The sequence below is a fragment of the Chryseobacterium geocarposphaerae genome, assembly GCF_002797535.1.
Lineage (GTDB): Bacteria > Bacteroidota > Bacteroidia > Flavobacteriales > Weeksellaceae > Chryseobacterium > Chryseobacterium geocarposphaerae.
In genome coordinates this window covers 351,964-375,385 of the sequence record NZ_PGFD01000003.1, presented here as the reverse complement: position 1 = coordinate 375,385, position 23,422 = coordinate 351,964, and the positions used below count along the sequence as shown (strand labels likewise).

Below are 23,422 nucleotides of genomic sequence, written 5' to 3'. Positions count from 1 at the left end.
TAATGATGATTTTAAAGGTTTTCTAAAATAAAATCGGTCATTTTTTGATATAATTGCGGTCTTGTCTGTCCGCCGTAAATTCCGTGGTTTTTATCAGGGTAAGCCATGAATTCAAACTGTTTTTTATTTTGAATTAAAGCCTCCGAGAACTCCATAGAATTTTGGAAATGTACATTATCATCGGCAGTTCCGTGGATTAATAAGAATTTTCCTTTTAATAAATTCGCATATTCAGTAGGAGAATTTTTGTCGTATCCATCAGGATTTTCCTGTGGTGTTCTTAGAAATCTTTCGGTATACACAGAATCATAGTATCTCCAGTTGGTTACAGGTGCCACTGCAATTCCTATTTTGAAAACATCTGCTCCTTTAGTCATTGCCAAACTTGCCATATATCCACCAAAGCTCCAGCCGAAGATTCCGATTCTTGATTTATCAATATAGGATTGGTTTCCAAACCATTTTGCAGCAGCAATCTGGTCTTCAATTTCATATTTACCTAAATTCATGTACGTTACTTTCTTGAATTTAGCACCTTTGTAGCCTGTTCCACGTCCATCAACACAAGCTATGATATAGCCTTTTTGCGCTAACATTTCAAACCAGATTCCGTTTCCGTTATCCCAGGAATTTGAAACCTGCTGAGAGCCCGGTCCTGAATATTGGAACATGAATAATGGGTATTTCTTGTTTTTATCAAAGTTTTTAGGTTTAATGATCCATGCATTCATCTGATCTCCTGCTTCATTTGGAATGGTGATGAATTCCTTTTCAACAAAATTATCGGTCTTTAGTTTTTGCAGCTGAGCATCATTATTCTGAAGCTCTTTTACCACTTTACCACTTCCGTCTTTAAGAACGAATGTGTAAGGTTTTGCAGCGGTAGAAGAAGTTTCAATGAAGTAATTGTAGTTTTTACTGAAGTTTGCAGAGTTATTTCCTGCTGCATTTGAGATCAGCTGGCTTTTCCCGTTTTCAATATTGACTTTAGAAACCACTTTGTTGATGCTCCCTTTCTCCGTAGTCTGGATGTAGATTTCTTTAGATTTTGGGTTATAGCCGTAATAATCGGTAACTTCCCAATTTCCTTTTGTGATCTGTTTTTTCAGTTTTCCGTCTTGGTCGTACCAATACAAATGACGGTTTCCGTCTCTTTCGGATCCCCAAAGGAAACTGTTATCGTCTAGGAACTCTAGCGTTACATTATCTGTATCAATCCATTTCTCATCGGTCTCTGTGAAAAGTTTTTTCACTTCTCCCGTTTTTGTATTTACCTTTAAAATATCTGAAGCATTTTGTGTTCTTTCAGAAGTGATCAATACAATTTCGTCCGGTTTTGCCGTCTGAATAACATTTGGAATATAATAATTCTTAAAATTGTCAAGATTGATTTTTGATTTTTTACCACCGTCTAAAAGGTAAATGTGAGCGGAAACTACAGAATTTTTTTCTCCTGCTTTCGGATATTTATAGCGCATTTCGCTTGGGTACAGTGTTTTTCCATAAATCGGAATATAAATTTCCGGAACCTGGCTTTCATCAGATTTTACAAAAACTATTGCGTTCGAGTTCTTAGTCCACTCATATAATCTCGCATGTCCGAATTCTTCTTCATATACCCAGTCTGCAAGACCATTCAGGATTTTATTTTTAACGCCGTGTTCTGTAACCTGAGTGATTTTTCCCGAATTTAAATCCTGATAAAAAATATTATTATCAACAATGAAAGCTACTTTTGTCGCATCCGGAGAAAACCTTGGCTCCTGAACCGGCTTTCCGTTGTTTAGGGAAATTGTTTTTCCTGATTTTAAATCTTTTACATCAAACGTTCCTAAGAATGAATGTCTGTAGATCGGCTGACTTTCTTTTAATAATAAAATTTTAGACTCATCTTCTGAAAACTCATAGCTTTCAAAATTTCCGTCTACAATGTTTCCTTCTTTTTGAGAAGTTTTATAAGAGTATTTAGCGATTCCGCCTTGTTCGATCACCAGATAATTTTCACCGTTTTTCATAGACGTGATCCCGGCAATGCCCTTTCCTCGGTAATATCCTGAATATATTTTATCTAAAGTAATTTCCTGTGCAGTTAAGCTTTGAAATGCAGCCGCCACTGTAAGCGTTAATAAGAATTTTTTCATTTCCAATTTTAAAGATTTCAAATATAATAATTTTATAAATGCTGAAAAAAGCAAATTAAACAAGGGTTTTGGCAACAAAATTGAATATAATCAATATATAATCAAATCAATAATAATTATGGAAACGAATGCATTTAACCAGAAACTGAACCGATATGTCTTGGATGATCAAATCATATATACGGGATTTTCCAGTTATGATGATGCTGAACAATGTGCACAGAAAAAGGGAGGGACATTGGTGGAAGTAGGTTTTAAAGATGGAAATGACAATCCCGATATTTGTAATGAGGCCAATTTGATTGAGAAAAAGCTTCATTATTATGTAGATGCGGGTGATGAATATAAATTTATCCATTCATCAGATCCGGGATTCAGAAAATATGCAGATGAACTGCAGAAAATCAAAGCAAAACTATTACAGTCCCCTCCGGACGAAAGATATTTAGCTAATTTTGAAATTGAAAATACGGAAGATCCGATTGTAGTGCTTAAAAATAATCATTTTGAATCGGTAACTTCACGGGAGCGTTCAAAGTATTTGAAGCATGCACGCGTTTATGAAATAGGGGTAGCCCTGCCTAAATCTTAAAAAGAAAAATCATGAGCAAGACAAAATATTCAGAAAAAGCTCAGGACAAAGTAGGAAAGGTAATGCACGAATTTAAGGAAGGAAAACTGAAATCTTCTTCCGGAAAAAAAGTGACAAGCAGAAAACAGGCTGTAGCCATAGGTATTTCTGAAGCGAGAGAAAAAGGTTTAAAAGTGCCTTCAAAAAAGAAATAAGATTAACCTAAATAAAAATCGGTTTGAGAATATCAAACCGATTTTTATTTTTTAATGAAGGAGAATCAACCTTCGTAATTATATAAAACTTTATAATATTCATCTGCCATTCTATCGCTGTTGAATCGGTCCTTCACATCATTCATCGCATTGTGCTGGATCTTTCTCCACGTATTAGGCTTTTCATAATAAGTAGGAAGGATTTCGTTTTCCAGAATTTCGTATAATTTGTTCAAATCATAAGTATCCTGTTCGTAAACACTCATATTTTGGTAATCTGCTTTAGGAACGACAAATGAATTTTCGCCATGTTTTGCAAATTCAGGAATCCATCCATCGTCTGTAGATAAGTTAACGGAACCGTTCATTGCCGCGGTCATTCCCGAAGTTCCTGAAGCTTCTCTCGGAACTCTTGGATTGTTTAGCCAAAGATCTGAGCCTTGTTTTAAAGATTTGCTTAATGAAAGTTCGTATCCTGTAAGTACAGCCATATTTTTGTGGTTTTTACTCTCTTCAACCAATGAATTAAAGGTAGAAATTGCAGAGTAATCCATAGGATAAGGCTTTCCTGCCCAAATAATCTGAATTGGATATTTAGGGTGATTCAATAGTCTGTACAATCTTTCTTTGTCATGCAATAACAAATCGGCACGTTTGTACCCCGCAAATCTTCTAGCCCAGACAATAGTGAATATATTGGGATTGAATAAATTTCCTGTTTGATCTGCTACGATTTTGAATAATCTTTTCTTCAGGTGTTTTTTCCTGTAATCGAAAACAGTCTCATCATTTTCATCTTTTGAATTGTAAAGCGGTTTATCTGCCCAATATTTGAATTCCTGAGCATTGGTAATGGATGTAATTCCGCAAATTCCGGGATATTTGCTCCACATGGCTCTTGAAACGACACCATGAAGCTGTGAAACACCATTGGCAATTTTTGCCATTTTCAAAGCACAGAGTGAATGGTTGAAACGGTCATCATCAGAACCTTCGATCTTTTTCACTTCTTCCATACTCAAGCCTGAAAAATATGACATATCGTAACATAATTTCAGATTGTGCTTTTCATTTCCTGCTTCTTCCGGAGTATGAGTGGTGAAAACTAATTTCTCTTTTACTTTACTTAAATCCCCATTATATTTTTTCAGCAAATGAAATGCGGCAGGAAGCCCATGAGCTTCGTTGAGGTGATAAATATCTCTTTCGATATTCATTTCGTCCAGCAATCTTGCCCCTCCTTTACCGAGCAAAATGTATTGAGCCAATTTTGTCGATTCATTGGCATCATAGAGTTTATGACAAATTGTTTTTGAAATATGATCGTTCTCCGGAACATCTGTTGACAAGAAAAACATAGGAGCCGTATTGAAAATTTCCGGATCCAGATACCAGACTTTTACCCAAACCGGAGCACTGTGTATTTCAATTTGAAATTTTATTCCGGTATCTTCAAGAAAGCTGTACATTTTTCTTGTCCATGTCGGTTGTAACGTCTGATCATGATTTCTTGCCTGATCATAGTAACCAAATTTCCAAAGGATACCGATTCCTATAAGATCCTGTTTCAAATTGTAGGCACTTCTCATGTGAGAACCTGCTAAAAATCCGAGACCTCCTGAATATATTTTTAATACCTGCTCAATGGCAAATTCCATTGAAAAATAGGCAACTTTTTTAGAATATTGGGAATTGACGCTGTAGGGTATTTTAAAATTTTTAAAATCCATAAATCACAGTTTTATAATTGAAGGGGCAAAGGTATTAATTATGAAAGTAAACTATATATTAATTATAAGAGAAATTATTTTAAAAAGCAGTTTTTGAATTGTTTTTTTGCTTATCTTTAAGTGTAAATTTTTGATAATCAAAACTTCAAGAGCTAAAACCAGAAGTTTTATGTGTTCCATAACAATAAAATAATAAGCACATGAAAAAGGCATTTTCTGATGAAGATTTAATTAAAAATCTGAGCTTATATTATCTGAATCGACATTTGAAAAAAAAGCCGATAGAGAAGTATCATCGTAAAATAGATGAGTCTCCGCTGCATGATCGTGAAAAGTATAAAAAGAAAGCCGAGATTTTATTGCTGAATTCGTTTATGCACCATTTCCCGGAAGTGCAGTTTGAAAATCTTACCTGTGAGAGTCCGGATTTTATCGCTAAACTAAACGACAAGAAGATCGGGATAGAGCTTACTGAGGTAATCAACCACCTTGAAATGAAGAAGGTTGAAAGCAGCTTAAATAAGATTTTCCGTCAAACAGAAATATTATTGGAACAAGAAGACACTACGAAGTATCGTGGTGTTTATTTTTTAGAATTCTATCCTCACATTAAGCTGGATTCTCTGGAACATCAGGAAGAAATTATTCAGAATATTTATAAAAGTATAAAAAAAGGTAAGCCATTTGGCGTTGTAAAAAGTGTGCGAAAATCTTTTCACCGGAGAAATGTTTTCATAACCCATGAGTACAATATGAGCTTGTTTGATGAGCTTTGTTCCGAAAAGATTTTAGAGCTGATTGAAAAGAAAAATGAAAAATTTCCTTATTACGACAGCAGTGTTGACGAATGTTGGCTGGTGATTGTTTCAGATATGAATTCTCTGGCCTCTCGATATACTTTCATTCAGGATAAAGAGCATTTGAATGAAGTGAAGAGCCCTTTTCATAAAATTTTTCACCTTGAAAACATGTGTGGTAATATTACGAGTATAAAATAATTTTCGCTTAATCGTTTTTATAAATTTAATTATTATTTGTTTTTATAACTAAATCTTTTATTTTCTTTGTCTTTTGTTGTTATTCATTTAAATTGTTATATTTGAGGTACTTTTAAAATTTAATAACCAATTGATAATGAAAAAAACTTTACTATTATTTCTTTTATTATTATCACAAGTTTATTTTGCTCAGGCGGATTGCTCTACTGCATTGTCAGTCTGCGGAAATTCGAGTATTACATATAGTCCGACAGGAATTGGTGCTGTTAACGAAAATTTAGGCGGTTGTTTAACTACGGGTGAGCACAATTCAATATGGTACAAACTTACTATTGCTACCAGCGGAACACTTACTTTTGATCTGGTTCCCAATGATCCGGGAGCAGATTATGACTGGGCCATCTACGGACCTAATGCAAGCTGCGGAAACTTGGGATCTCCAATACGTTGTAATGCAGCTACGGTAATTGGGGTAGGTGCCAACACAGGATTAAATATGACCAGTACACTTACCAGTGCAGCAGGAGGTTCGCCGACACCTTATTGTATGTATATGGATGTTATAGCCGGGCAAACTTATTATCTTTATATCGACAACTGGGTGGGAGCAGGAAGCAGTACGGTTGCTCCGTTTTCTTTAACCTGGGGCGGAACGGCAACATTGGCATCTCCTTTTACAGACCCTGTTTTGCAGCCGCATCCGTTTACTCCACCAGGAATTCCTGCTGCAAATCCAAATGATCCGAGAGAAATCTTAATTTGTGCAAATCCTGCTGTTTTTGATTTTAGTACCCTGACTGCTGGAATTCTGAATGGAAATCCTAATTTTGTAATTACGTATCATACAACTCAAAATGATGCACTTGCCGGAACAAACCCTATTTTAACACCTATAACAGTAAATACTACTACTATTTATTATTATAGTATACATTATTTAGATCCTTCGAATCCTAATAATCCGATCAATTTTTGTAGGCAGATTGGTAAATTCAAATTTAAATTGGGAGGGATTACAGGAAATAATGTTACGTTATATGCTTGTAATAATTATAAATTAGGAAAAGGGCTGTTTGATTTGACGAGTGCCAATGTTTACAGCGGATCGGGTGTGACGATTAAATATTACCCGACAATGGCTGACTTAAATGCAGGAACAGGGCAAATTTCAAATCCGAGTCAATATTTGTCTGCGGAAGGGGTGGTGTATGCGTCGATAAAAACTTCACAAGGATGTTCTACTACAGCGGTTATTACACTTAAATTTTATCCTGAAGTAATTGTGAATGATGCTTCTTTAAGAGCTTGCGCATCAGAAGAGAATCCTAAAATAGCTATTTTTAATCTGACAACAGTATCGGTAACATCACAAAGCGGAGTTACTAAAAAATACTATAGCTCAGTAGCCAATGCAATTAACGGGACTAATGAAATACTGACTCCTTCAGCGTATATTTCAGCAGAGGGAGCAGCATACATAAAAGTAATAGATGGCAATGGTTGTTATGGTATTGCTAAAATAACACTCTCCATAATTCCAGCTACTTATTCGTCAGTTCTAAAAGATAAGACAATTTGTATCGAAGACAAAACCACTCTGGATGCAGGAGCCGGATTTGACGGATATGAATGGAGCACGGGAGCAACTACACAGGCTATTACAGACGTAAGTGTGGGAACGTATTGGGTGAAACTGAAAAAAGGTGAATGTATTGCTATGCAGACAGTAAAAGTGCATGCTTCTGAGGAACCTGTAGTCGTAAGCATTGATATTTCTAACACGACCGTTACGATAAATGTTACAGGAGGTACTGCACCATACAAATATTCAATGGATAATATTCAGTGGCAGGATTCTAATGTTTTTACTAATGTTAAAAGAGGTGATCATACCATCTATGTAAAAGATGCTTATAATTGTGCACCTGTAGATGTAGCCATTGTTGTTCCTAATTTAATTAATGCCATCACACCAAATGGAGACGGAATCAATGATGTTATTGATTATTCTGCATTGGCCAATAAAGAAAATCTGGTATTTAATATTTATGACAGATATGGAAACAAAGTTTTCCAGGCAAATAAATTTAATAATTATAAATGGGACGGAACTGCCGGAAATAAACCGATTCCAACAGGTAATTACTGGTATTCTATAACCTGGAATGAACCAAGCAAACAGCATACTCCTGTCAAATATACAGGATGGGTAATGGTAAAAAACAGAAAATAAATGAACCTGAAATAACAAAGCCGTCACGAAAGTGGCGGTTTTTTATTGGAGAAACCTTAGATTAGTGAGTTAAACTATTACTTATGAAAGATTTATTTATAAAACGTTTTGAATATTATAAAATGCTTGGCGATAAGTCGTTTGAACAGCTTTCCGATGAGCAGATCTTTTGGCAGTTCAATGAAGAAAGCAATTCAGTTGCTATTATTGTAAAGCATATTGCAGGAAATATGCTGTCCAGATGGACGAATTTCTTGACAGAGGATGGAGAAAAAGCTTGGCGAAACCGTGACGAGGAATTTGTAAATACCTTCAAAACAAAAAGAGAAGTAGTAGAATATTGGGAAAAAGGTTGGGAATGTCTTTTTAATGCATTAAATCAGATTAATGATGAAAATTTATATTCCACCATTTATATAAGAGGCGAAGCACATTCTGTGATTGATGCTGTTTTTCGTCAACTGGCCCATTATCCTTATCATATCGGACAAATCGTATATATTTCAAAAATGATGAAAAATAATGATTGGAAAACACTTTCTATCGCCAGAAACAAATCTCAGGAATTTAATGCTGAAATGAAAAATAAATTTTCCGAAAATGATGCAGATCCAAATTCTTCACCCGTTTGTTATCAAAACAGTCCCGAGGTTCGAGATGAATTTAAGCAATAGACTGAATCAATTTAAAAATCATATTAAAATTACTATCTTTGCATCCACAAAAATCAGGAGTACATAAATGTCAACTTTTCAAAGAACTGCCGCATTTCACACCCTTGGCTGCAAATTAAATTTTGCGGAGACATCTACTATTGCCCGTCAATTAACAGATGCAGGTTATGAAAAGGTGAGCTTTGATGAAAAGGCAAATGTTTATGTAATCAATACTTGTTCAGTAACTGAAAACGCTGATCGTGAATGTAAGCTCCACGTGAAAAGAGCCATGAAAGCTAATCCTGAAGGGTTGGTTGTCATTGTCGGATGTTATGCACAGTTGAAACCCGAAGAAATTTCACAGATTGAAGGTGTTGATCTGGTTTTAGGAGCTAAAGAAAAATTCAACATCTTAAGTTATCTTTACGATTTGGAAAAATCTGAAAGTGAGGGTATTGTTCATTCCTGCGAAATTGAGGAAACCGATTTCTTTATCGGAAGTTATTCTATCGGAGACAGAACCAGAGCATTCCTAAAAGTTCAGGATGGCTGTGATTACAAATGCACGTATTGTACCATTCCTTTGGCAAGAGGGATTTCCCGTTCGGACACCATCGAAAATGTTTTAAAGAATGCGAAAGAAATCGCAGCAAAAGACATTAAAGAAATTGTTCTTACCGGTGTAAATATAGGTGATTACGGTAAAGGTGAATTCGGAAATAAAAGACACGAACATACCTTTTTAGATCTCATCTCAGAATTAGATCAGGTCGATGGTATCGAAAGAATTCGTATTTCTTCCATCGAACCTAATCTTTTGAAGGATGAAAGTATTGAGCTGGTTGCCAAAAGTAAAAGCTTTGTTCCGCATTTTCACATTCCGCTGCAATCAGGAAGTGATGATTTATTGAAAAAAATGAAGCGCCGTTATCTGACGAAACTTTATAGTGATAGAGTAAACAAAATCCGTGAGGTAATGCCCCATGCAGCTATTGGTGTAGATGTAATTGTTGGTTTCCCGGGTGAGACCGAAGAAAGATTTATGGAAACCTATAATTTCCTGAATGAACTTCCGATTACTTATCTTCATGTATTTACCTATTCTGAAAGAGAAAATACAGAGGCTGCAGAAATGGAAGGGGTGGTTCCTATTCCTGAGAGAAAAAAAAGAAATAAAATGTTGAGAATTTTATCTGAGAAGAAAAAAATGGCATTTTATCAGACCCAGCTTGGAAAAACGCTTCCGGTTCTTTGGGAGCATGAGAATAAGGACGGTAAAATGTTCGGTTTCACAGAAAACTATGTGAGAGTCCAAAAAGACTTTGACCAAGCTTCTGTGAATCAAATCGAATTCTTAAATTTAGAAAAAATCCTGTCAGATGGCACGGTTTCTGTGCAATCTTCTTACGAAAGTTTTTTAGCAAAAGCTTAGTCGCTTTGCGAAATTTCCACTAAATTTATTTTTAACTTTAAATATTACATTCATGAGAGATAAGTTTTTATCTTGGGGGATTGTATTAGTTGTTGCTACATGGATTGTTGCAATACTAATAAGAGCGCACTATTGGATACCGACGCTGTTATCCGCAATTTATGCATTGGGAGTTTATAATGCTTACCAGTCAAAACATGCCATTCTAAGGAACTTTCCGGTTTTGGGATATTTTCGGTACTTTTTTGAAAGTATTTCACCTGAAATGCAGCAATATTTTATAGAAAGGGAAACTGATGGAAAACCATTTCCTAGAAATCAGCGTTCTGCGGTATACAGACGAGCTAAAAACTTAAGTGATACTGTGGCTTTCGGAACACAGCTTGAAGTCAATCATCGAAAATATGAAGGAATTAAACATTCCATTTATGCTAAATCTCCCAAAGAAGAACTTCCAAGGGTTTGGGTAGGAGGAGAACAATGTACACAACCGTATCATGCTTCATTATTTAATATTTCTGCGATGAGTTTCGGAGCATTGAGCGACAGAGCTCAGATTTCGCTGAATAGAGGCGCAAAAAAAGGTAACTTCTATCATAATACAGGTGAAGGAGGGATTTCTCCACATCATCTTGAAGGAGGAGATCTTTGCTGGCAAATCGGAACGGGGTATTTCGGATGCCGTGATGAAGAGGGGAAATTTAATCCTGAATTATTTAAAAAATATTCAACCATGCCTAATGTAAAAATGGTTGAAATAAAATTATCTCAAGGAGCAAAACCTGGCCATGGCGGAGTTTTACCGGGAGTTAAAAATACACCTGAAATTGCAAAGATCCGTCATGTCACACCCGGAGTCACAGTAATTTCCCCGCCTTCTCATAGTGCTTTTTCTGATGCAGCGGGCCTGTTGAGATTCGTGCAGCAGTTGAGAGAACTTTCAGGAGGTAAACCTGTGGGATTTAAGCTTTGTATTGGTGATACTAAAGAATTTGAGGATATCTGTGTTCAGATGAATGTACTGAAGATTTATCCTGATTTTATAACAATTGACGGAGCAGAAGGAGGTACCGGAGCTGCACCACCAGAATTTTCAGATGGAGTGGGAATGCCTTTAGAGCCCGCTTTGATTTTTGTGAACAGAACACTTAAGAACTATAATTTAAGGGATAAATTAAGGGTCATAGCAAGTGGGAAAGTTTTAACGAGTCTTGATATTTTGAGAGCCATTGCCATGGGTGCAGATATGTGTAATAATGCGAGAGGGTTTATGTTCTCTTTAGGTTGTATTCAGGCATTGAGATGTAATTCCAATAATTGCCCGACAGGTGTTGCTACACAGGATAAAATGTTAATTAAAGGGCTTGATGTAACGGATAAAGCGGAAAGAGTATATCACTTCCATAAAAATACCCTTCATACCTGTAATGAACTGATTGCAGCGGCAGGTAGAAACTCTTATGAAGAAGTTGATGCTACCATGTTTATGAGAGGTGATGAATTTGATCACTTAGCGGACTTGTATTTCCCGGATATTTTAGGAAATGTAAAACAAAAAGCAAGGGTTTAGAAAAATAGATAATAAAAAAGCGCTTCAATTTGAAGCGCTTTTTTTATTGTTGATCTGCGGGCCTTGTTTTGGCATCGTAGATTTGAAAGTTAAATACTAAACACGCATTTTGAAGCCCGTAGTAATTACTATCTCTTGCAAATGCAGCTTTTGAAGGTACTATAATTACACCTTGCAAGTTATATGGAGCTCCATTTGCTGTGTTTTCAAATCCATTGAATTGTTTCAAGCCTTCTTGAAAACCTTCGATTTCATAGTATTTTCTTTGTTTTGCGGCGTCTGTTGTTGCAGCATCTAGAACCGATTTTTTCACATAATAAAAAATAGGGTCAGTGAGTGGAGAACCATTTCCGTCAATAGTGTTTAAAAGGGTACCTGCTGTTGAGAACTTAATATTTCCGTCAGTATCTGTGGCAATATAATAGTTAGCTCTTATCATAGTTTTGATTTGAGTAGCATTACTAGCACTAGAGTTTGTCTCTATAGCAACACCTGGTGAAGGCTGAGCTCCGTTTCTTACAATATAAATAACACCTGAAGGAAGTGTTTGAGGGCTTAGGTCAGATAATTTTTTCTCATTATCATCACTTGCGTCTGTACTGCTGAATGCTTTTATATTTCCTTGACTGTCCAAGTAATTGTCATTCATAAATTTTTGAATAGCCTGCTGATCATAAGAATTTCTTACATTAATGTCTTCAGGTTCTACAAAAGTTTCTACTTCATCATCTTTTTTACAAGCAGAAAAACAAAGAGAGCCTGCAAGGATATATAAAAATATTTTTTTCATTATTAAAAAAACTTTTAATTACTTTACAAATAATATAACGACAAAAGTATAAAAAAATATGAGAATAGATAAATTTTTATGGAGCATTCGCTTTTATAAGACCAGAACCATTGCTACTGAGGAGATTAAAAAAAACAGAGTTTCTATTGGTGAGTCGGTAGTGAAGTCTTCTAAAGAGGTGAAGGAAGGGGATGTAATCAAGATCCGTAAAAATCAGATTGACTATAAAATTAAAGTAATCCAGATTCCTAAAAGTAGAATCGGGGCCAAATTAGTGCCTTTACATATAAAAGATGTGACAGATAAAGAGCAGTATGAACTATTAAAAATGCGTAAAATGTCTCAGGATTATTACCGGATTAAAGGAGAGGGAAGGCCTACGAAGAAAGACCGACGTGATATGGATGACTATGTAGAAAATGATGTTGCAACAGATTTTACAGACTGGGATGAGTTCTTTGGTGAGACCGGAGATGATGATTCTGAAAATGAAGATTAAAAAAAGCTCTAGAGATAGAGCTTTTCTATGATTTCATCCACAATGTCTTCAGGAGTCCTGTTATCCGTAATTACACTGGCCTGCGCTTTATTGTAAAATTCATTTCTTTCAAATAAATGTTTAGCAATAAACTCAGGAAGGTTTTCATCAGAAATATTTGCAATCAAAGGACGTTTTTCTTTTTGTTTCAGAAGTCTTTCGGATAAAGTCCCGACAGAAGCTCTCAAAAAAACACTTTTCGAGTTATGATTAATAATTTCCATATTATTATAGTAAACCGGAGTTCCTCCACCAAGGCTTAAAATCACATTCTCCTGTGAAGCCAGTATCTCTTCCAAAGTTTCTCTTTCCAGCTTTCTAAAGTAGATTTCTCCCTTTTTTTCGAAGATTTCAGGAATTGTTAATTTGTTGCGTCTGGAAATTTCTTTATCAAGATCAATTAATTTAAAATTGAGTTTTTCGCTTAATATTTTGGAAATGTGAGATTTGCCACTTCCCATGTATCCAACAAGTGAAATTATCATGAATTTTTTTTAAACAAATTTGCGAAAAAGTTTTGAGATAAAGAAAAAACTCATATCTTTGCACCACTGAAAACGAGGGACATTATCATAGTGTTAATCGATAATAAAGTGGCCGACTCGGTAGCTCAGCTGGTAGAGCAATACACTTTTAATGTATGGGTCCTGGGTTCGAATCCCAGCCGGGTCACTAGCAAGAAAATTACTGATTTTGTAATTTATTGCCTGCGTGGTGAAATTGGTAGACACGCCATCTTGAGGGGGTGGTTTCCTAAGGATGTGCTGGTTCGAGTCCAGTCGCAGGCACACTGCAGAAAATTGAAATAATTGGTGTGATTTATTAGAATTATTTTTATATTTATCATACAATTGTGGCCGACTCGGTAGCTCAGCTGGTAGAGCAATACACTTTTAATGTATGGGTCCTGGGTTCGAATCCCAGCCGGGTCACAAGTTTACTGAAAAGTAAATTTTTTTCATATTAATATTTTGTGATTTGGTGTTTCAAAGGCTTCGTAAGAAGCCTTTGATTTTTTAAAATAAATTTTGCAAAGACAAAAAATATCGTATCTTTGCACCGCTAAAAAACAAAAAGCATTTTGAAATGTAATTTGTAGATGAAGTGACCGACTCGGTAGCTCAGCTGGTAGAGCAATACACTTTTAATGTATGGGTCCTGGGTTCGAATCCCAGCCGGGTCACAAGTTTACTGAAAAGTAAATTTTTTTCATATTAATATTTTGTGATTTGGTGTTTCAAAGGCTTCGTAAGAAGCCTTTGATTTTTTTTATATTTGATAAATGTAAACTATTGTTTAAGTAAGATATAAAAAAGCATCACTAAAAGTGATGCCTATCATATATTGGAAATAAATTATAATATTTAAGAGAGGTGCATATTGTCAATTAACCTCACACCATCTACAATAACGACTATAAAAGCTCTGAAGCTTCGCCCTTTTTGAAAAGTATCCGTTTCTTGTAAAGTTTCTTCATCTGCAATTAAAAAATACTCAAGTTTCATACCTTGCTGATGATCAAAAATGTCCTGTACCTTTTCTTTGATTTCGGATATTGTTATTTCTTTGAACCAGTTATTTACCTGTTTTAATGTTTCATAAATGATTTTTGCAGCTTCTTTTCTGTCTTCGTGCAGTCTTTGATTTCTTGAGCTTAATGCTAAACCATTACTCGCTCTGTAAATGGGTACTCCTTTTATTTTAATGGGAAGCTTTTTCTTTTCAACCAATTTTTTGATAATGGCTAACTGTTGAAAGTCTTTTTCGCCAAAATAAGCATTGTCGGGCTGTATTTGTTTGAAAAGCTCTTCTACAACGGTTCCGACTCCGTCAAAGTGCCCTGGCCGGGATCTTCCTTCCATTTCGTTTTCCAGTCCGTCGAAATCATAATGTTGGCTTTCTGTCTTTTCTGGATAAATATCAGATACTTCAGGAATGTAAACAGCATCTATGAGTCCTGAATTCTGTAGGATCAAAATATCTCGGTCTATATCTCGTGGATATTTTTCAAGGTCTTCAGGATTGTTAAATTGAGTGGGATTTACAAAAATTGAAGAAATGACAAGGTCATTTTCTTTTCTTGCTTCTTCATAAAGGGAAAGGTGCCCGTTGTGCAGCGCACCCATTGTTGGAGCAAAACCTATTCTTTTTCCCATTTCCTTCTGTCTTTCAATGAAATCCTGAAGTGTTTTCTTATTTTTTAAAACTTCCATAGTTCGCTATAATAGTATTTCAAAAATACTAAAAATATCATATATTACTGTTGTTTTCGATAATCTGAAAAAGGGAATTATCGTAAAAAAATGTTAATTAAAATAATGTTGGATGTTTTTTTGTAATTTTGCACATTAAAGCATTTTTACAAAAATTAGATAGAAGTTTATGCCGAATCAAAAGATACTGTACATTACCACAGAAATGTACCCTTATCAGGAAGATACAAATTTAGCAACAGTGGTAAACAAAATGGCACTTAAGATGCACCAGGAAGGAAATGATGTGAGAGTTTTTATGCCACGATTTGGACAAATAAGTGAAAGGAAGTTTCAGCTTCATGAGGTTATTCGTCTTTCAGGAATGAATATTATTATCAATGATTTAGATCAGCCTCTTATCATTAAGGTAGCTTCTCTTCCAGGAGAAAGACTTCAGGTGTATTTTATAGATAATGAAGAATATTTTAAAAGAAAGCAATATTATTTTGATGATGAAGGAAATCCTTTCGATGACAATGATGAGAGAGCAATCTTTTTTGCAAGAGGAGTTATAGAAACCATTAAAAAATTAAACTGGGTTCCGGATGTTATTCACTTAAACGGATGGATGTCTTCTTTTGTTCCTATTTATCTTAAAACATATTACGAAACTGATGCATACTTTAAAGATGCTAAAATAGTTCTTTCTTTATACAATGAGAAAGATGCTGCTTTGAGTGGTAATATTGAAGATAAGCTTAAATTTGATAATATTTCAGGATTAAAGGCATTGGAAAATCCAACCATTCAGAATGTTGTAATTGAAAGCATGAACTATGTAGATTCAATTGTTAAAGGAGATGAATTCTTAAACGAAGAACTAGATAAGGCTTTTAATGAAACTGGTACATCAAAATCTGAGTATCTTGATGTAGATTCTATCAATCAACTTTATTAAAAAACACATTTTAATGACTTATACTATTAAAAGAACTTTCGCCATTTTATTTATGGCGATTTTTGGAAGTGTATTATTATACAATTGTGAACCTGAAACAGATGCTTTGGGAGAACAATTATTTTTAAATGATGCAGCTCAGGGAGAAGAAACTTCTCGTGATGTCATTGCTTATAATATTGATAACAATGACAGTATTCGTAGTGATGCATCTGCTATGTATGAAGTTTATAATTCTACAAGAAAAGCTGTATTAGGTGCTTTTACGGAAAGTCAGTTCGGAATGCAAAGAGCATCTTATTTCACTCAAGTACGTTTACCGTCTTATAGCCCGGACTTTGGAGCAAATCCTGTAGTTGACTCTGTTGTATTAGTGGTAAAACCAACGTATGCTACAGATTCACTTACCACTACGACAAATGAAGATTATATTTATCCAGATGGAAATGTTGCGGCTAAAAAAGTGGTAAATACTTATCCTGTTTACAAATATGGAAAGGCTAAAATTAATGGAGCGGTGCCACAATTTACAATTAAGGTAAATGAAGTTGGAGATTTTTTAAATGGACAAAATGATATTGCTTATTCTAATACCATCTATGACGCTCCATTAGAACTAGGAAGCAAAATATTTAATGGAAATGTGAATTCAGTAACAATCACAAAAGATTCTGATGCTAGCTCATTATACACATCTTCAGCGGTGGGAATTAGAATTCCTTTAAGTGCTGGTTTTTTCCAGACTAAAATTGTGGATAAAGCCAGTTCTTCGGATCTTAAAGATGCTTCTAACTTTATTAGATATTTTAAGGGGATAAAACTCTCTGTTGTTGAAAGTGATGGATATCTGTTTCAGTTTAATCCGGATGACATAGAGATGATCATGTATTATAAAAATGATAAAACGGAAAATGGTACAACAACGAGGCCTCAAACAACTTATAAGTTTACTATGGGATCGGCCAATGCACATATTGGGCACTATGAATACAATAGATCGACACAGTTTGATAACTCTGTTATTGGAGATAAAATAAATGGAGATGCTAGATTATTTACTCAGGGAATGGGAGGACCTTCAATAGGTATTAAGATTCCGGCAGCAACTATCAATGAACTGAAACAATTCTATCAAAATAATAAAAAAGCTATTATTGGTGCTAGAATCAGAATCTATACAGATCCATCTTGGAATATAAATTATGCGAACTACAATAATAAGTATACGAAGCCAATCGATTTTACTATTGTTCAAAAAGATGTGGATAGTAATGGAAAAGAGACAACAGCTTTTACGACAGATTTGTTAAACTTAAGTGGATCTATAAATTTTTCTCCGTATAAAATATATGACATTGATAAGAATCCTGCATATTATGATTTTACGATTACAAAATCATTGAAGGATATTGTTGAAACTGGTGTTGATAATACAAATAAATATTTTAAGATTGACTTAGCAAGTTTTATTAATACAACATCAGGATCTTATGCGGGATACAAATATTCAAACAGAGCTTTCTCGGCAGATAGAGCAGTATTTATTGGTAATGATCCGTCTAATAAAAATAAAATACAACTTTTAGTTGTTCACAGCAAAAAATAAAATACATATAAAAACACGAGAAAAATATGTGCGGAATAGTAGGATATACAGGATTTCAGGATGCGTATGATATTGTTATCAACGGTCTTAGAAGATTAGAATATAGAGGGTATGACAGTGCTGGAATTGTCTTAGAAGATGGGAATGATAAATTTGAAGTTGAGAAAACTAAAGGGAAAGTAGATGATTTAGTAAAGATCTCTGAAGCATTGAAAGGTACTGCTAAAATAGGTATGGGGCATACTCGTTGGGCTACACATGGTGTTCCTAGTGATAGAAATTCCCACCCTCACCTTTCAAATAATAATAAAATTGCTCTTGTTCATAATGGGATTATTGAAAACTATGATACTATTAAAACAATGCTTATTGAAAAAGGTTTTAGCTTCAAATCGGAGACCGATACAGAAGTTTTAGTAAATCTTATTCAGTATTTTATGGATTTAAATCCCGAAATGGATTTTCCTACTGCAGTAAGATATGCGCTTAATGAAGTATATGGTGCGTATGCTATAACTGTGATGCATCAGGATTTTCCTGGGGTATTAGTGGTGGGAAGATTAGGGTCTCCTTTAGCAATCGGTATTGGTGAGAACGAATATTTCATTGCTTCTGACGCATCTCCTTTTGTTGAATTCACAAAGGAAGCTATTTATCTTGAAGAAGGTCATATGGCTACAATTTCTCTGGAAAATGGAGTAGACATAAGAACTATTAATGATAATTCTAAAATTAAACCTGAAATTCAGGAACTTAAATTAAGTTTGGAACAGATTGAAAAAGGAGGTTACGAACATTTTATGTTGAAAGAAATTTTCGAACAGCCAAAATCTGTCCATGATACAATGAGAGGGAGACTTCTTGTAGATGAAGGAATTATCAAAATGGCCGGAATCTGGGACCATATTGAAAGATTTAAAAATGCAAACAGAATCATCATTATTGCTTGCGGTACTTCTTGGCATGCTGGTCTTATCGGTGAATATTTAATTGAAGAATATGCGAGAATTCCGGTTGAAGTAGAATATGCTTCGGAATTCAGATATAGAAACCCAATTATTACCGATAAAGATGTTGTAATTGCAATTTCTCAGTCAGGAGAAACTGCAGACACTATGGCCGCTTTAAAACTGGCTAAGGAAAAAGGAGCATTTATATATGGTATTTGTAATGTTGTTGATTCTTCTATTGCAAGAATTACAGATGCAGGTTCATATACCCATGCAGGTCCTGAAATCGGAGTTGCTTCAACAAAAGCTTTTACTGCACAGTTAACTATTCTTACTTTAATAGCATTTAAATTAGGTAAACATAACGGAAACTTAGGAAACGCAGATTTTATGAGTTTAATTGCTGAGCTGGATGCTATTCCTAAAAAAATTGAAGATGTTCTAAGCTCAACGCACGAATTAGTTCAAAATATAGCAAAAGATTTTGTTACCGCTACCAACTTCCTGTATTTAGGAAGAGGATATAACTATCCTGCAGCATTAGAAGGGGCATTGAAGTTAAAAGAAATCTCTTATATTCATGCAGAGGGATATCCTGCAGCAGAAATGAAACATGGTCCGATTGCCTTAATTGATGAAAATATGCCAATCGTTATTATTGCTCCTAAGAAGGGACATTATGATAAAATTGTAAGCAACGTTCAGGAAATTAAAGCAAGAAAAGGAAAAATTATTGCTGTTGTGAATAAAGGAGATACTCAGGTAAGTGAAATGGCAGATTATGTTATTGAAATTCCTGAAACATCAGAATGCTTCTCACCAATTGTTGCATCAGTACCTTTACAGTTATTAGCATATTATATTGCAGTGTATAGAGGTGCAAATGTAGACCAGCCAAGAAACCTTGCAAAATCTGTAACTGTGGAATAAAAATTTGGTGTAAATAAAATAAATTTAGATTTCTTCCGTTATTTCAAAAAAAATCTTAAAAGTTTCTTAAAAAAATTATATATTTACGGCTTAATTATAAAAATTAACATGAAAAGGATATTTCTTTTATTATTGTCTGCGTCAGTAGCGTCGGTATCTTGTTCAGGTGGTGGTACTTCTTCTGTAGGGAAACCAGGAACGAAAGGAGAATTGATACCAAGAGAAAAAGCAAAATCATTTGTTGCGGAAAGACCTTATGGTATGGTTGCAATTCCTGCCGGCTCGTTTATTGCGGGTATGGCAGATCAGGATCCAACAAATTCTGCTGAAAAAGCACCATTGAAAACAACAACAGTTTCTTCTTTCTTCATGGATGAAGCTGAAACTACTAATGCAGAATACAGACTGTTCATTAATTATGTAAGAGACTCTATCGCTAGAACATTACTTGCTGAAGCAGCAGGTGAAGGAGGTGATGGGAAAGGTAAAGGAGCTAGTATCGGAGACTATGCTTACTTAGCTAAAAAAGAAGACAACTTAACACCATATCAAGAATATATAGAAGGCCAAGGTGGCGGAAATGACGGAAGCTACGATGCGAGTAAGAAATTAGACTGGAAAATTCCATTGCATTGGAATACATCAAAGTATCCGGATGTAGAATATGCAGAGGTTTTAGAATCGATGTATTTGCCAGCTTCTTCTAGAATAGGAAACGAAAGAATCCTTGATGTAAGTAAATTAAAATATACTTATCAGTGGGGAGATACGGATGCAGCTATTGCTGATAATGAAAGAGGAGCAAATTATTTAAAAAGAGAAAGTATTGCAATCTATCCTGATACAACAGTTTGGGTAAAAGATTTCCACTTTACTTATAACGAGCCATTATTTGAACAATACTTCTGGCATAAGGCATATAAAGACTATCCTGTAGTTGGAGTAACTTGGGATCAGGCAAGAGCCTATTGTAACTTCAGAACTAAACTAAAATCTGATTACAACGAAAGCTTAAAAAGAAGAAAACAAAGACCTTTGATTTTCAGACTTCCTACAGAAGTTGAATGGGAATATGCTGCAAAAGGAGGAAAAGAAAATGCAGCTTATCCTTGGGGAGGCCCTTATTTAATGGATGACAGAGGTTGTTATCTTGCAAACTTCAAGCCAAAACGAGGTAATTACATGGAGGATGAGAAAAAAGGTACTTATACATACACTGCTCCTGTAAAGAAATTCAAAAAGAACGGATTCGGTTTATATGATATGGCTGGAAACGTAGCTGAATGGACAGAATCAGGATACAATAATTCATCTGCAGTGTTTACATCTACGCTTAACCCATCTACTAAAGATAAATCAGATACTAGAAAATCTGTAAGAGGAGGTTCTTGGAAAGATGTAGGGTATATGTTGATGACAGGTATGAGAGATTGGGAAAGAAAAGATTCTGCAAGAAGTTATATTGGATTTAGAACAGTACAGGATATCCCTGAAGCTGCAGTAAAGCCAAGAAAAATAAACAGATAAAAACCAATAAAACTAATTTACACTAACATTAAAAAAAACTAACTTATATGTTTAAGACTAAAGATGCTTGGATGAATTTCTTCTATTCATTCGGTGCTGCAATTGTAATTCTTGGAGCTTGGCTTAAAATTACTCACATTACACTGGGACCTATTAATGGTAATATTGCTCTTACAGTAGGACTTATTACTGAAGCTATCATCTTCATCATTTTTGCCTTCGATCCACCGAAAAATGAAGAGTCTTATGCTTGGGAAAATGTTTATCCTGAATTATTAGATAAGCATGCAAATCCTAACCCGTTACATTCTAATGTTTCTACTAGAAATAATAATCATATAGCAGAACTTGAAAACTCGCTTTCTGGTAAACTTGACAAAATGTTACAGGATGCTAAACTTGATGTTCAACTATTTGATAGATTAAGAGCAGGAATCGATAAATTTTCAAACTCTGTAGATCAGATCAACCAAACAGTAGACGTATCTGCTTCTACTCATAAATATAATGAACAGTTGAATAAAGCTGCTCAACATATGGAGAGTATGAATGCTCTTTACGCAATGCAGTTGGAAAGCGGAAAGAGACAATCAGAATTTGCAAACAAATATGTTGAAGATATGCAAAAATCTGCTGAACAATCTGCAAAATTCAACCAAGAGTTACAAGGCTTAACGTCTAATTTAAATAATTTGAATAGAGTTTATGGCGGTATGTTAACTGCGATGAAGTCTTAATTTCTTAACCATTTCTAAATTTTAATTATTTAATCAAACAAAAGAAAAGAGAATGGCAAAAGGAAAACAGACTCCACGTCAGAAGATGATCAACCTAATGTATTTGGTGTTCATCGCGATGATGGCCCTAAACATTGATGTTGAAATTATCAGGTCGTTTTATGACTCTACAATATCTCTTAACCAAACCCGTAACCTAACGGAGCAAAAGAACAAGGATATCTTCGAAAAGACACTTGAGGCTAAAGCTCAGCAGGTTCCTGATACTTATGCAGAACCTTGGGCACAATATCAAATATTGAGAGATAAAATTGACGGTTTGGTAAAAGAGGCAGAAGAAGTAAAAACTACACTTAAAAAACATTCAGAATTCCACGATAAAGATGAGAGCGGGAAAGACATGGATGTAAGTGAGAACTTCTCTGCATTGAATAATAACGAAGCGACTACAGAATACTTCTTCAACGGAGGAGACGAAAACAGTCCGTCAAAAAAAGCTTTGGCATTAAAAGCTAAAATTGATGATGTAAGAAATTATATCAATAATACATTTGGAAGAGATCAACACTTGGCAAAATTGGTTGAAAGAGCAAATACTTCTTTAATTGCAGAATATCCTCAAGGAAAATCTCCGAACGGAAAAACTTGGTTTCAGAATAAATTCTATCACCAACCGCTTATTGCAGCGATTTCTAATTTAGGAATTATCCAGAATGATGCAAGAAACGTACAGTCTGATGCATTGGCATTAATGCTTCAGGAGAAAGTAGATGCGAGTATCAAATTCACTAGTTATGAAGCTATTGTTTCTGCTCCAACGGATATCGTTGCAGGTAATAAAGCTGAAGCTGTTGTAATGTTAGGTAACTATTCTAATAGTAATAAGATTAACATCAGTGGTGTTAGCAGACAGGAAAATGGTAAAGGGTTCCTTCCTTTAAATACTGGAGGATTAGGAGAACATAAAATTGGTGGTGTAATTACATTAACTGATGCTAGCGGAAAAGCACAACCCTTCACCTGGACTCATACTTATAATGTAATCGCAGGTCCGCAAGAAGTAAAACTTGAAAAAGGATTATTACTTTCTGCTGATAAGATGAATGTAATGTATAGAGGTTTAGAAAACCCAGTGTCTGGATCTATCTTAGGTGCTGATAATGCTAAATTATCATTGTCGGCTTCTGGTGGTGCAATTGTTAAGAGTACAGGAAATGGTAAATGGAATGTTACTCCACAATCAGGAAATGTTATTCAGCTGACGCTTTCTGGAAGGGAGCCTAGTGGTAAAGTTGTATCTCAAGTATTTGAATACAGAATCAAAGGAATTCCTAGACCGCAGGGGCAAATTAGAGGTAAAGCTGTTAATTTTATGCCGGCAACTTCGATTCCAAATCAGATTGTTACAGCTACTTTACCAGATTTTGATTTCCCTGTATCATTTACAGTAAATAGCTTCATATTGAAGTTACCAGGTAGAGCAGGTACAATGATCCAAGGTAGTGGATTGTCTTCCGCAGAAGGTTTATTGAGAAATCTTAGACCGGGTGATGTTGTACAAATCTATGATATCCAAGCTACGGCAACTGGTTTAGGAAATCAAAGATTGAAAGAAATTTCACCAGTAACTATCAATGTTCAATAA

General features: G+C 34.9%; 19 protein-coding genes and 4 tRNA genes. 18 read left to right on the top strand and 5 right to left on the bottom strand.

What is annotated here, in order from left to right; translation table 11 throughout:
* Positions 1-11: 11 nt before the first annotated feature.
* A complete protein-coding gene (locus CLV73_RS17735) occupies positions 12-2,141 on the bottom strand; it encodes a S9 family peptidase (RefSeq protein ID WP_100378250.1) in 2,130 nt (709 codons plus the stop codon).
* A 118-nt stretch (positions 2,142-2,259) separates the two neighbouring features.
* Between CLV73_RS17735 and CLV73_RS17730 the strand changes: the two genes are divergently transcribed.
* The gene (locus tag CLV73_RS17730; RefSeq protein ID WP_100378200.1) at positions 2,260-2,733 is read left to right on the top strand and encodes a hypothetical protein; all 474 of its coding nucleotides are present in this window, start codon (positions 2,260-2,262) and stop codon (positions 2,731-2,733) included.
* 11 nt (positions 2,734-2,744) lie between these two features.
* Positions 2,745-2,927 (top strand): DUF6496 domain-containing protein, encoded by a 183-nt coding sequence (locus CLV73_RS17725; protein ID WP_100378199.1) that lies wholly within the window; start codon positions 2,745-2,747, stop codon positions 2,925-2,927.
* A 65-nt stretch (positions 2,928-2,992) separates the two neighbouring features.
* On the opposite strand, the gene glgP is transcribed toward CLV73_RS17725, so the two are convergent.
* Entirely contained in the window at positions 2,993-4,657 is a 1,665-nt protein-coding gene (glgP, locus tag CLV73_RS17720; protein ID WP_100378198.1) for an alpha-glucan family phosphorylase, read from the bottom strand.
* 200 nt (positions 4,658-4,857) lie between these two features.
* On the opposite strand from glgP, the gene CLV73_RS17715 reads away from it, so the two are divergent.
* The 5 genes from CLV73_RS17715 (at position 4,858) to CLV73_RS17695 (ending at position 11,546) form a co-directional block, all read left to right on the top strand.
* Entirely contained in the window at positions 4,858-5,655 is a 798-nt protein-coding gene (locus CLV73_RS17715) for a hypothetical protein (RefSeq protein WP_100378197.1), read from the top strand.
* Positions 5,656-5,791: 136 nt separating this feature from the next.
* Positions 5,792-7,888 (top strand): gliding motility-associated C-terminal domain-containing protein, encoded by a 2,097-nt coding sequence (locus CLV73_RS17710; RefSeq protein WP_100378196.1) that lies wholly within the window; start codon positions 5,792-5,794, stop codon positions 7,886-7,888.
* A gap of 83 nt (positions 7,889-7,971) precedes the next feature.
* Positions 7,972-8,562: a DUF1572 domain-containing protein gene (locus CLV73_RS17705; RefSeq protein ID WP_100378195.1), complete on the top strand. Its 591-nt coding sequence runs from the start codon at positions 7,972-7,974 to the stop codon at positions 8,560-8,562.
* A gap of 67 nt (positions 8,563-8,629) precedes the next feature.
* Positions 8,630-9,976, top strand: a complete 1,347-nt coding sequence (mtaB, locus tag CLV73_RS17700; RefSeq protein ID WP_100378194.1) for a tRNA (N(6)-L-threonylcarbamoyladenosine(37)-C(2))-methylthiotransferase MtaB — start codon at positions 8,630-8,632, stop codon at positions 9,974-9,976.
* Positions 9,977-10,028: 52 nt separating this feature from the next.
* Positions 10,029-11,546, top strand: coding sequence for an FMN-binding glutamate synthase family protein (locus tag CLV73_RS17695; RefSeq protein ID WP_100378193.1), 1,518 nt, complete (start codon positions 10,029-10,031; stop codon positions 11,544-11,546).
* A 43-nt stretch (positions 11,547-11,589) separates the two neighbouring features.
* Here CLV73_RS17695 and CLV73_RS17690 read toward each other — a convergent pair whose 3' ends face one another.
* On the bottom strand, positions 11,590-12,336 hold the full coding sequence (locus CLV73_RS17690; RefSeq protein WP_100378192.1) for a hypothetical protein: 747 nt from the start codon (positions 12,334-12,336) through the stop codon (positions 11,590-11,592).
* 58 nt (positions 12,337-12,394) lie between these two features.
* On the opposite strand from CLV73_RS17690, the gene CLV73_RS17685 reads away from it, so the two are divergent.
* The gene (locus CLV73_RS17685) at positions 12,395-12,835 is read left to right on the top strand and encodes an RNA-binding S4 domain-containing protein (RefSeq protein ID WP_100378191.1); all 441 of its coding nucleotides are present in this window, start codon (positions 12,395-12,397) and stop codon (positions 12,833-12,835) included.
* 8 nt (positions 12,836-12,843) lie between these two features.
* Here CLV73_RS17685 and CLV73_RS17680 read toward each other — a convergent pair whose 3' ends face one another.
* Positions 12,844-13,359: a shikimate kinase gene (locus tag CLV73_RS17680; RefSeq protein WP_100378190.1), complete on the bottom strand. Its 516-nt coding sequence runs from the start codon at positions 13,357-13,359 to the stop codon at positions 12,844-12,846.
* Between the two features lie 114 nt (positions 13,360-13,473).
* On the opposite strand from CLV73_RS17680, the gene CLV73_RS17675 reads away from it, so the two are divergent.
* The 4 genes from CLV73_RS17675 to CLV73_RS17660 all read left to right on the top strand — a co-directional run bounded on the left by CLV73_RS17675 (position 13,474) and on the right by CLV73_RS17660 (position 14,057).
* Positions 13,474-13,546 (top strand) — tRNA-Lys (locus CLV73_RS17675).
* Between the two features lie 33 nt (positions 13,547-13,579).
* Positions 13,580-13,662 (top strand) — tRNA-Leu (locus tag CLV73_RS17670).
* A gap of 71 nt (positions 13,663-13,733) precedes the next feature.
* Positions 13,734-13,806 (top strand) — tRNA-Lys (locus tag CLV73_RS17665).
* Positions 13,807-13,984: 178 nt separating this feature from the next.
* Positions 13,985-14,057, top strand: a tRNA-Lys gene (locus CLV73_RS17660).
* A 181-nt stretch (positions 14,058-14,238) separates the two neighbouring features.
* Here the strand turns inward: CLV73_RS17660 and panC are convergent.
* Positions 14,239-15,087: a pantoate--beta-alanine ligase gene (panC, locus tag CLV73_RS17655; RefSeq protein WP_100378189.1), complete on the bottom strand. Its 849-nt coding sequence runs from the start codon at positions 15,085-15,087 to the stop codon at positions 14,239-14,241.
* Between the two features lie 169 nt (positions 15,088-15,256).
* Here panC and CLV73_RS17650 point away from each other — a divergent pair, with 169 nt between their 5' ends.
* The 6 genes from CLV73_RS17650 to porM all read left to right on the top strand — a co-directional run bounded on the left by CLV73_RS17650 (position 15,257) and on the right by porM (position 23,422).
* Entirely contained in the window at positions 15,257-16,027 is a 771-nt protein-coding gene (locus tag CLV73_RS17650) for a glycogen/starch synthase (protein WP_100378188.1), read from the top strand.
* A gap of 13 nt (positions 16,028-16,040) precedes the next feature.
* On the top strand, positions 16,041-17,633 hold the full coding sequence (locus CLV73_RS17645) for a DUF4270 family protein (protein ID WP_100378187.1): 1,593 nt from the start codon (positions 16,041-16,043) through the stop codon (positions 17,631-17,633).
* Positions 17,634-17,659: 26 nt separating this feature from the next.
* Positions 17,660-19,513 (top strand): glutamine--fructose-6-phosphate transaminase (isomerizing), encoded by a 1,854-nt coding sequence (glmS, locus tag CLV73_RS17640; RefSeq protein WP_100378186.1) that lies wholly within the window; start codon positions 17,660-17,662, stop codon positions 19,511-19,513.
* A 108-nt stretch (positions 19,514-19,621) separates the two neighbouring features.
* Entirely contained in the window at positions 19,622-21,040 is a 1,419-nt protein-coding gene (gene porK, locus CLV73_RS17635; RefSeq protein ID WP_100378185.1) for a T9SS ring complex lipoprotein PorK/GldK, read from the top strand.
* Between the two features lie 47 nt (positions 21,041-21,087).
* The gene (gene porL / locus CLV73_RS17630) at positions 21,088-21,777 is read left to right on the top strand and encodes a type IX secretion system motor protein PorL/GldL (protein ID WP_100378184.1); all 690 of its coding nucleotides are present in this window, start codon (positions 21,088-21,090) and stop codon (positions 21,775-21,777) included.
* A 52-nt stretch (positions 21,778-21,829) separates the two neighbouring features.
* Positions 21,830-23,422, top strand: coding sequence for a type IX secretion system motor protein PorM/GldM (gene porM, locus CLV73_RS17625; RefSeq protein ID WP_100378183.1), 1,593 nt, complete (start codon positions 21,830-21,832; stop codon positions 23,420-23,422).

What these genes read in the sequence shown, in the direction of transcription:
- CLV73_RS17735 (WP_100378250.1), bottom strand. Translation starts at nt 2,141, where the DNA reads ATGAAAAAATTCTTATTAACGCTTACAGTGGCGGCTGCATTTCAAAGC.
- CLV73_RS17730 (WP_100378200.1), top strand. Translation starts at nt 2,260, where the DNA reads ATGGAAACGAATGCATTTAACCAGAAACTGAACCGATATGTCTTGGAT.
- CLV73_RS17725 (WP_100378199.1), top strand. Translation starts at nt 2,745, where the DNA reads ATGAGCAAGACAAAATATTCAGAAAAAGCTCAGGACAAAGTAGGAAAG.
- glgP (WP_100378198.1), bottom strand. Translation starts at nt 4,657, where the DNA reads ATGGATTTTAAAAATTTTAAAATACCCTACAGCGTCAATTCCCAATAT.
- CLV73_RS17715 (WP_100378197.1), top strand. Translation starts at nt 4,858, where the DNA reads ATGAAAAAGGCATTTTCTGATGAAGATTTAATTAAAAATCTGAGCTTA.
- CLV73_RS17710 (WP_100378196.1), top strand. Translation starts at nt 5,792, where the DNA reads ATGAAAAAAACTTTACTATTATTTCTTTTATTATTATCACAAGTTTAT.
- CLV73_RS17705 (WP_100378195.1), top strand. Translation starts at nt 7,972, where the DNA reads ATGAAAGATTTATTTATAAAACGTTTTGAATATTATAAAATGCTTGGC.
- mtaB (WP_100378194.1), top strand. Translation starts at nt 8,630, where the DNA reads ATGTCAACTTTTCAAAGAACTGCCGCATTTCACACCCTTGGCTGCAAA.
- CLV73_RS17695 (WP_100378193.1), top strand. Translation starts at nt 10,029, where the DNA reads ATGAGAGATAAGTTTTTATCTTGGGGGATTGTATTAGTTGTTGCTACA.
- CLV73_RS17690 (WP_100378192.1), bottom strand. Translation starts at nt 12,336, where the DNA reads ATGAAAAAAATATTTTTATATATCCTTGCAGGCTCTCTTTGTTTTTCT.
- CLV73_RS17685 (WP_100378191.1), top strand. Translation starts at nt 12,395, where the DNA reads ATGAGAATAGATAAATTTTTATGGAGCATTCGCTTTTATAAGACCAGA.
- CLV73_RS17680 (WP_100378190.1), bottom strand. Translation starts at nt 13,359, where the DNA reads ATGATAATTTCACTTGTTGGATACATGGGAAGTGGCAAATCTCACATT.
- panC (WP_100378189.1), bottom strand. Translation starts at nt 15,087, where the DNA reads ATGGAAGTTTTAAAAAATAAGAAAACACTTCAGGATTTCATTGAAAGA.
- CLV73_RS17650 (WP_100378188.1), top strand. Translation starts at nt 15,257, where the DNA reads ATGCCGAATCAAAAGATACTGTACATTACCACAGAAATGTACCCTTAT.
- CLV73_RS17645 (WP_100378187.1), top strand. Translation starts at nt 16,041, where the DNA reads ATGACTTATACTATTAAAAGAACTTTCGCCATTTTATTTATGGCGATT.
- glmS (WP_100378186.1), top strand. Translation starts at nt 17,660, where the DNA reads ATGTGCGGAATAGTAGGATATACAGGATTTCAGGATGCGTATGATATT.
- porK (WP_100378185.1), top strand. Translation starts at nt 19,622, where the DNA reads ATGAAAAGGATATTTCTTTTATTATTGTCTGCGTCAGTAGCGTCGGTA.
- porL (WP_100378184.1), top strand. Translation starts at nt 21,088, where the DNA reads ATGTTTAAGACTAAAGATGCTTGGATGAATTTCTTCTATTCATTCGGT.
- porM (WP_100378183.1), top strand. Translation starts at nt 21,830, where the DNA reads ATGGCAAAAGGAAAACAGACTCCACGTCAGAAGATGATCAACCTAATG.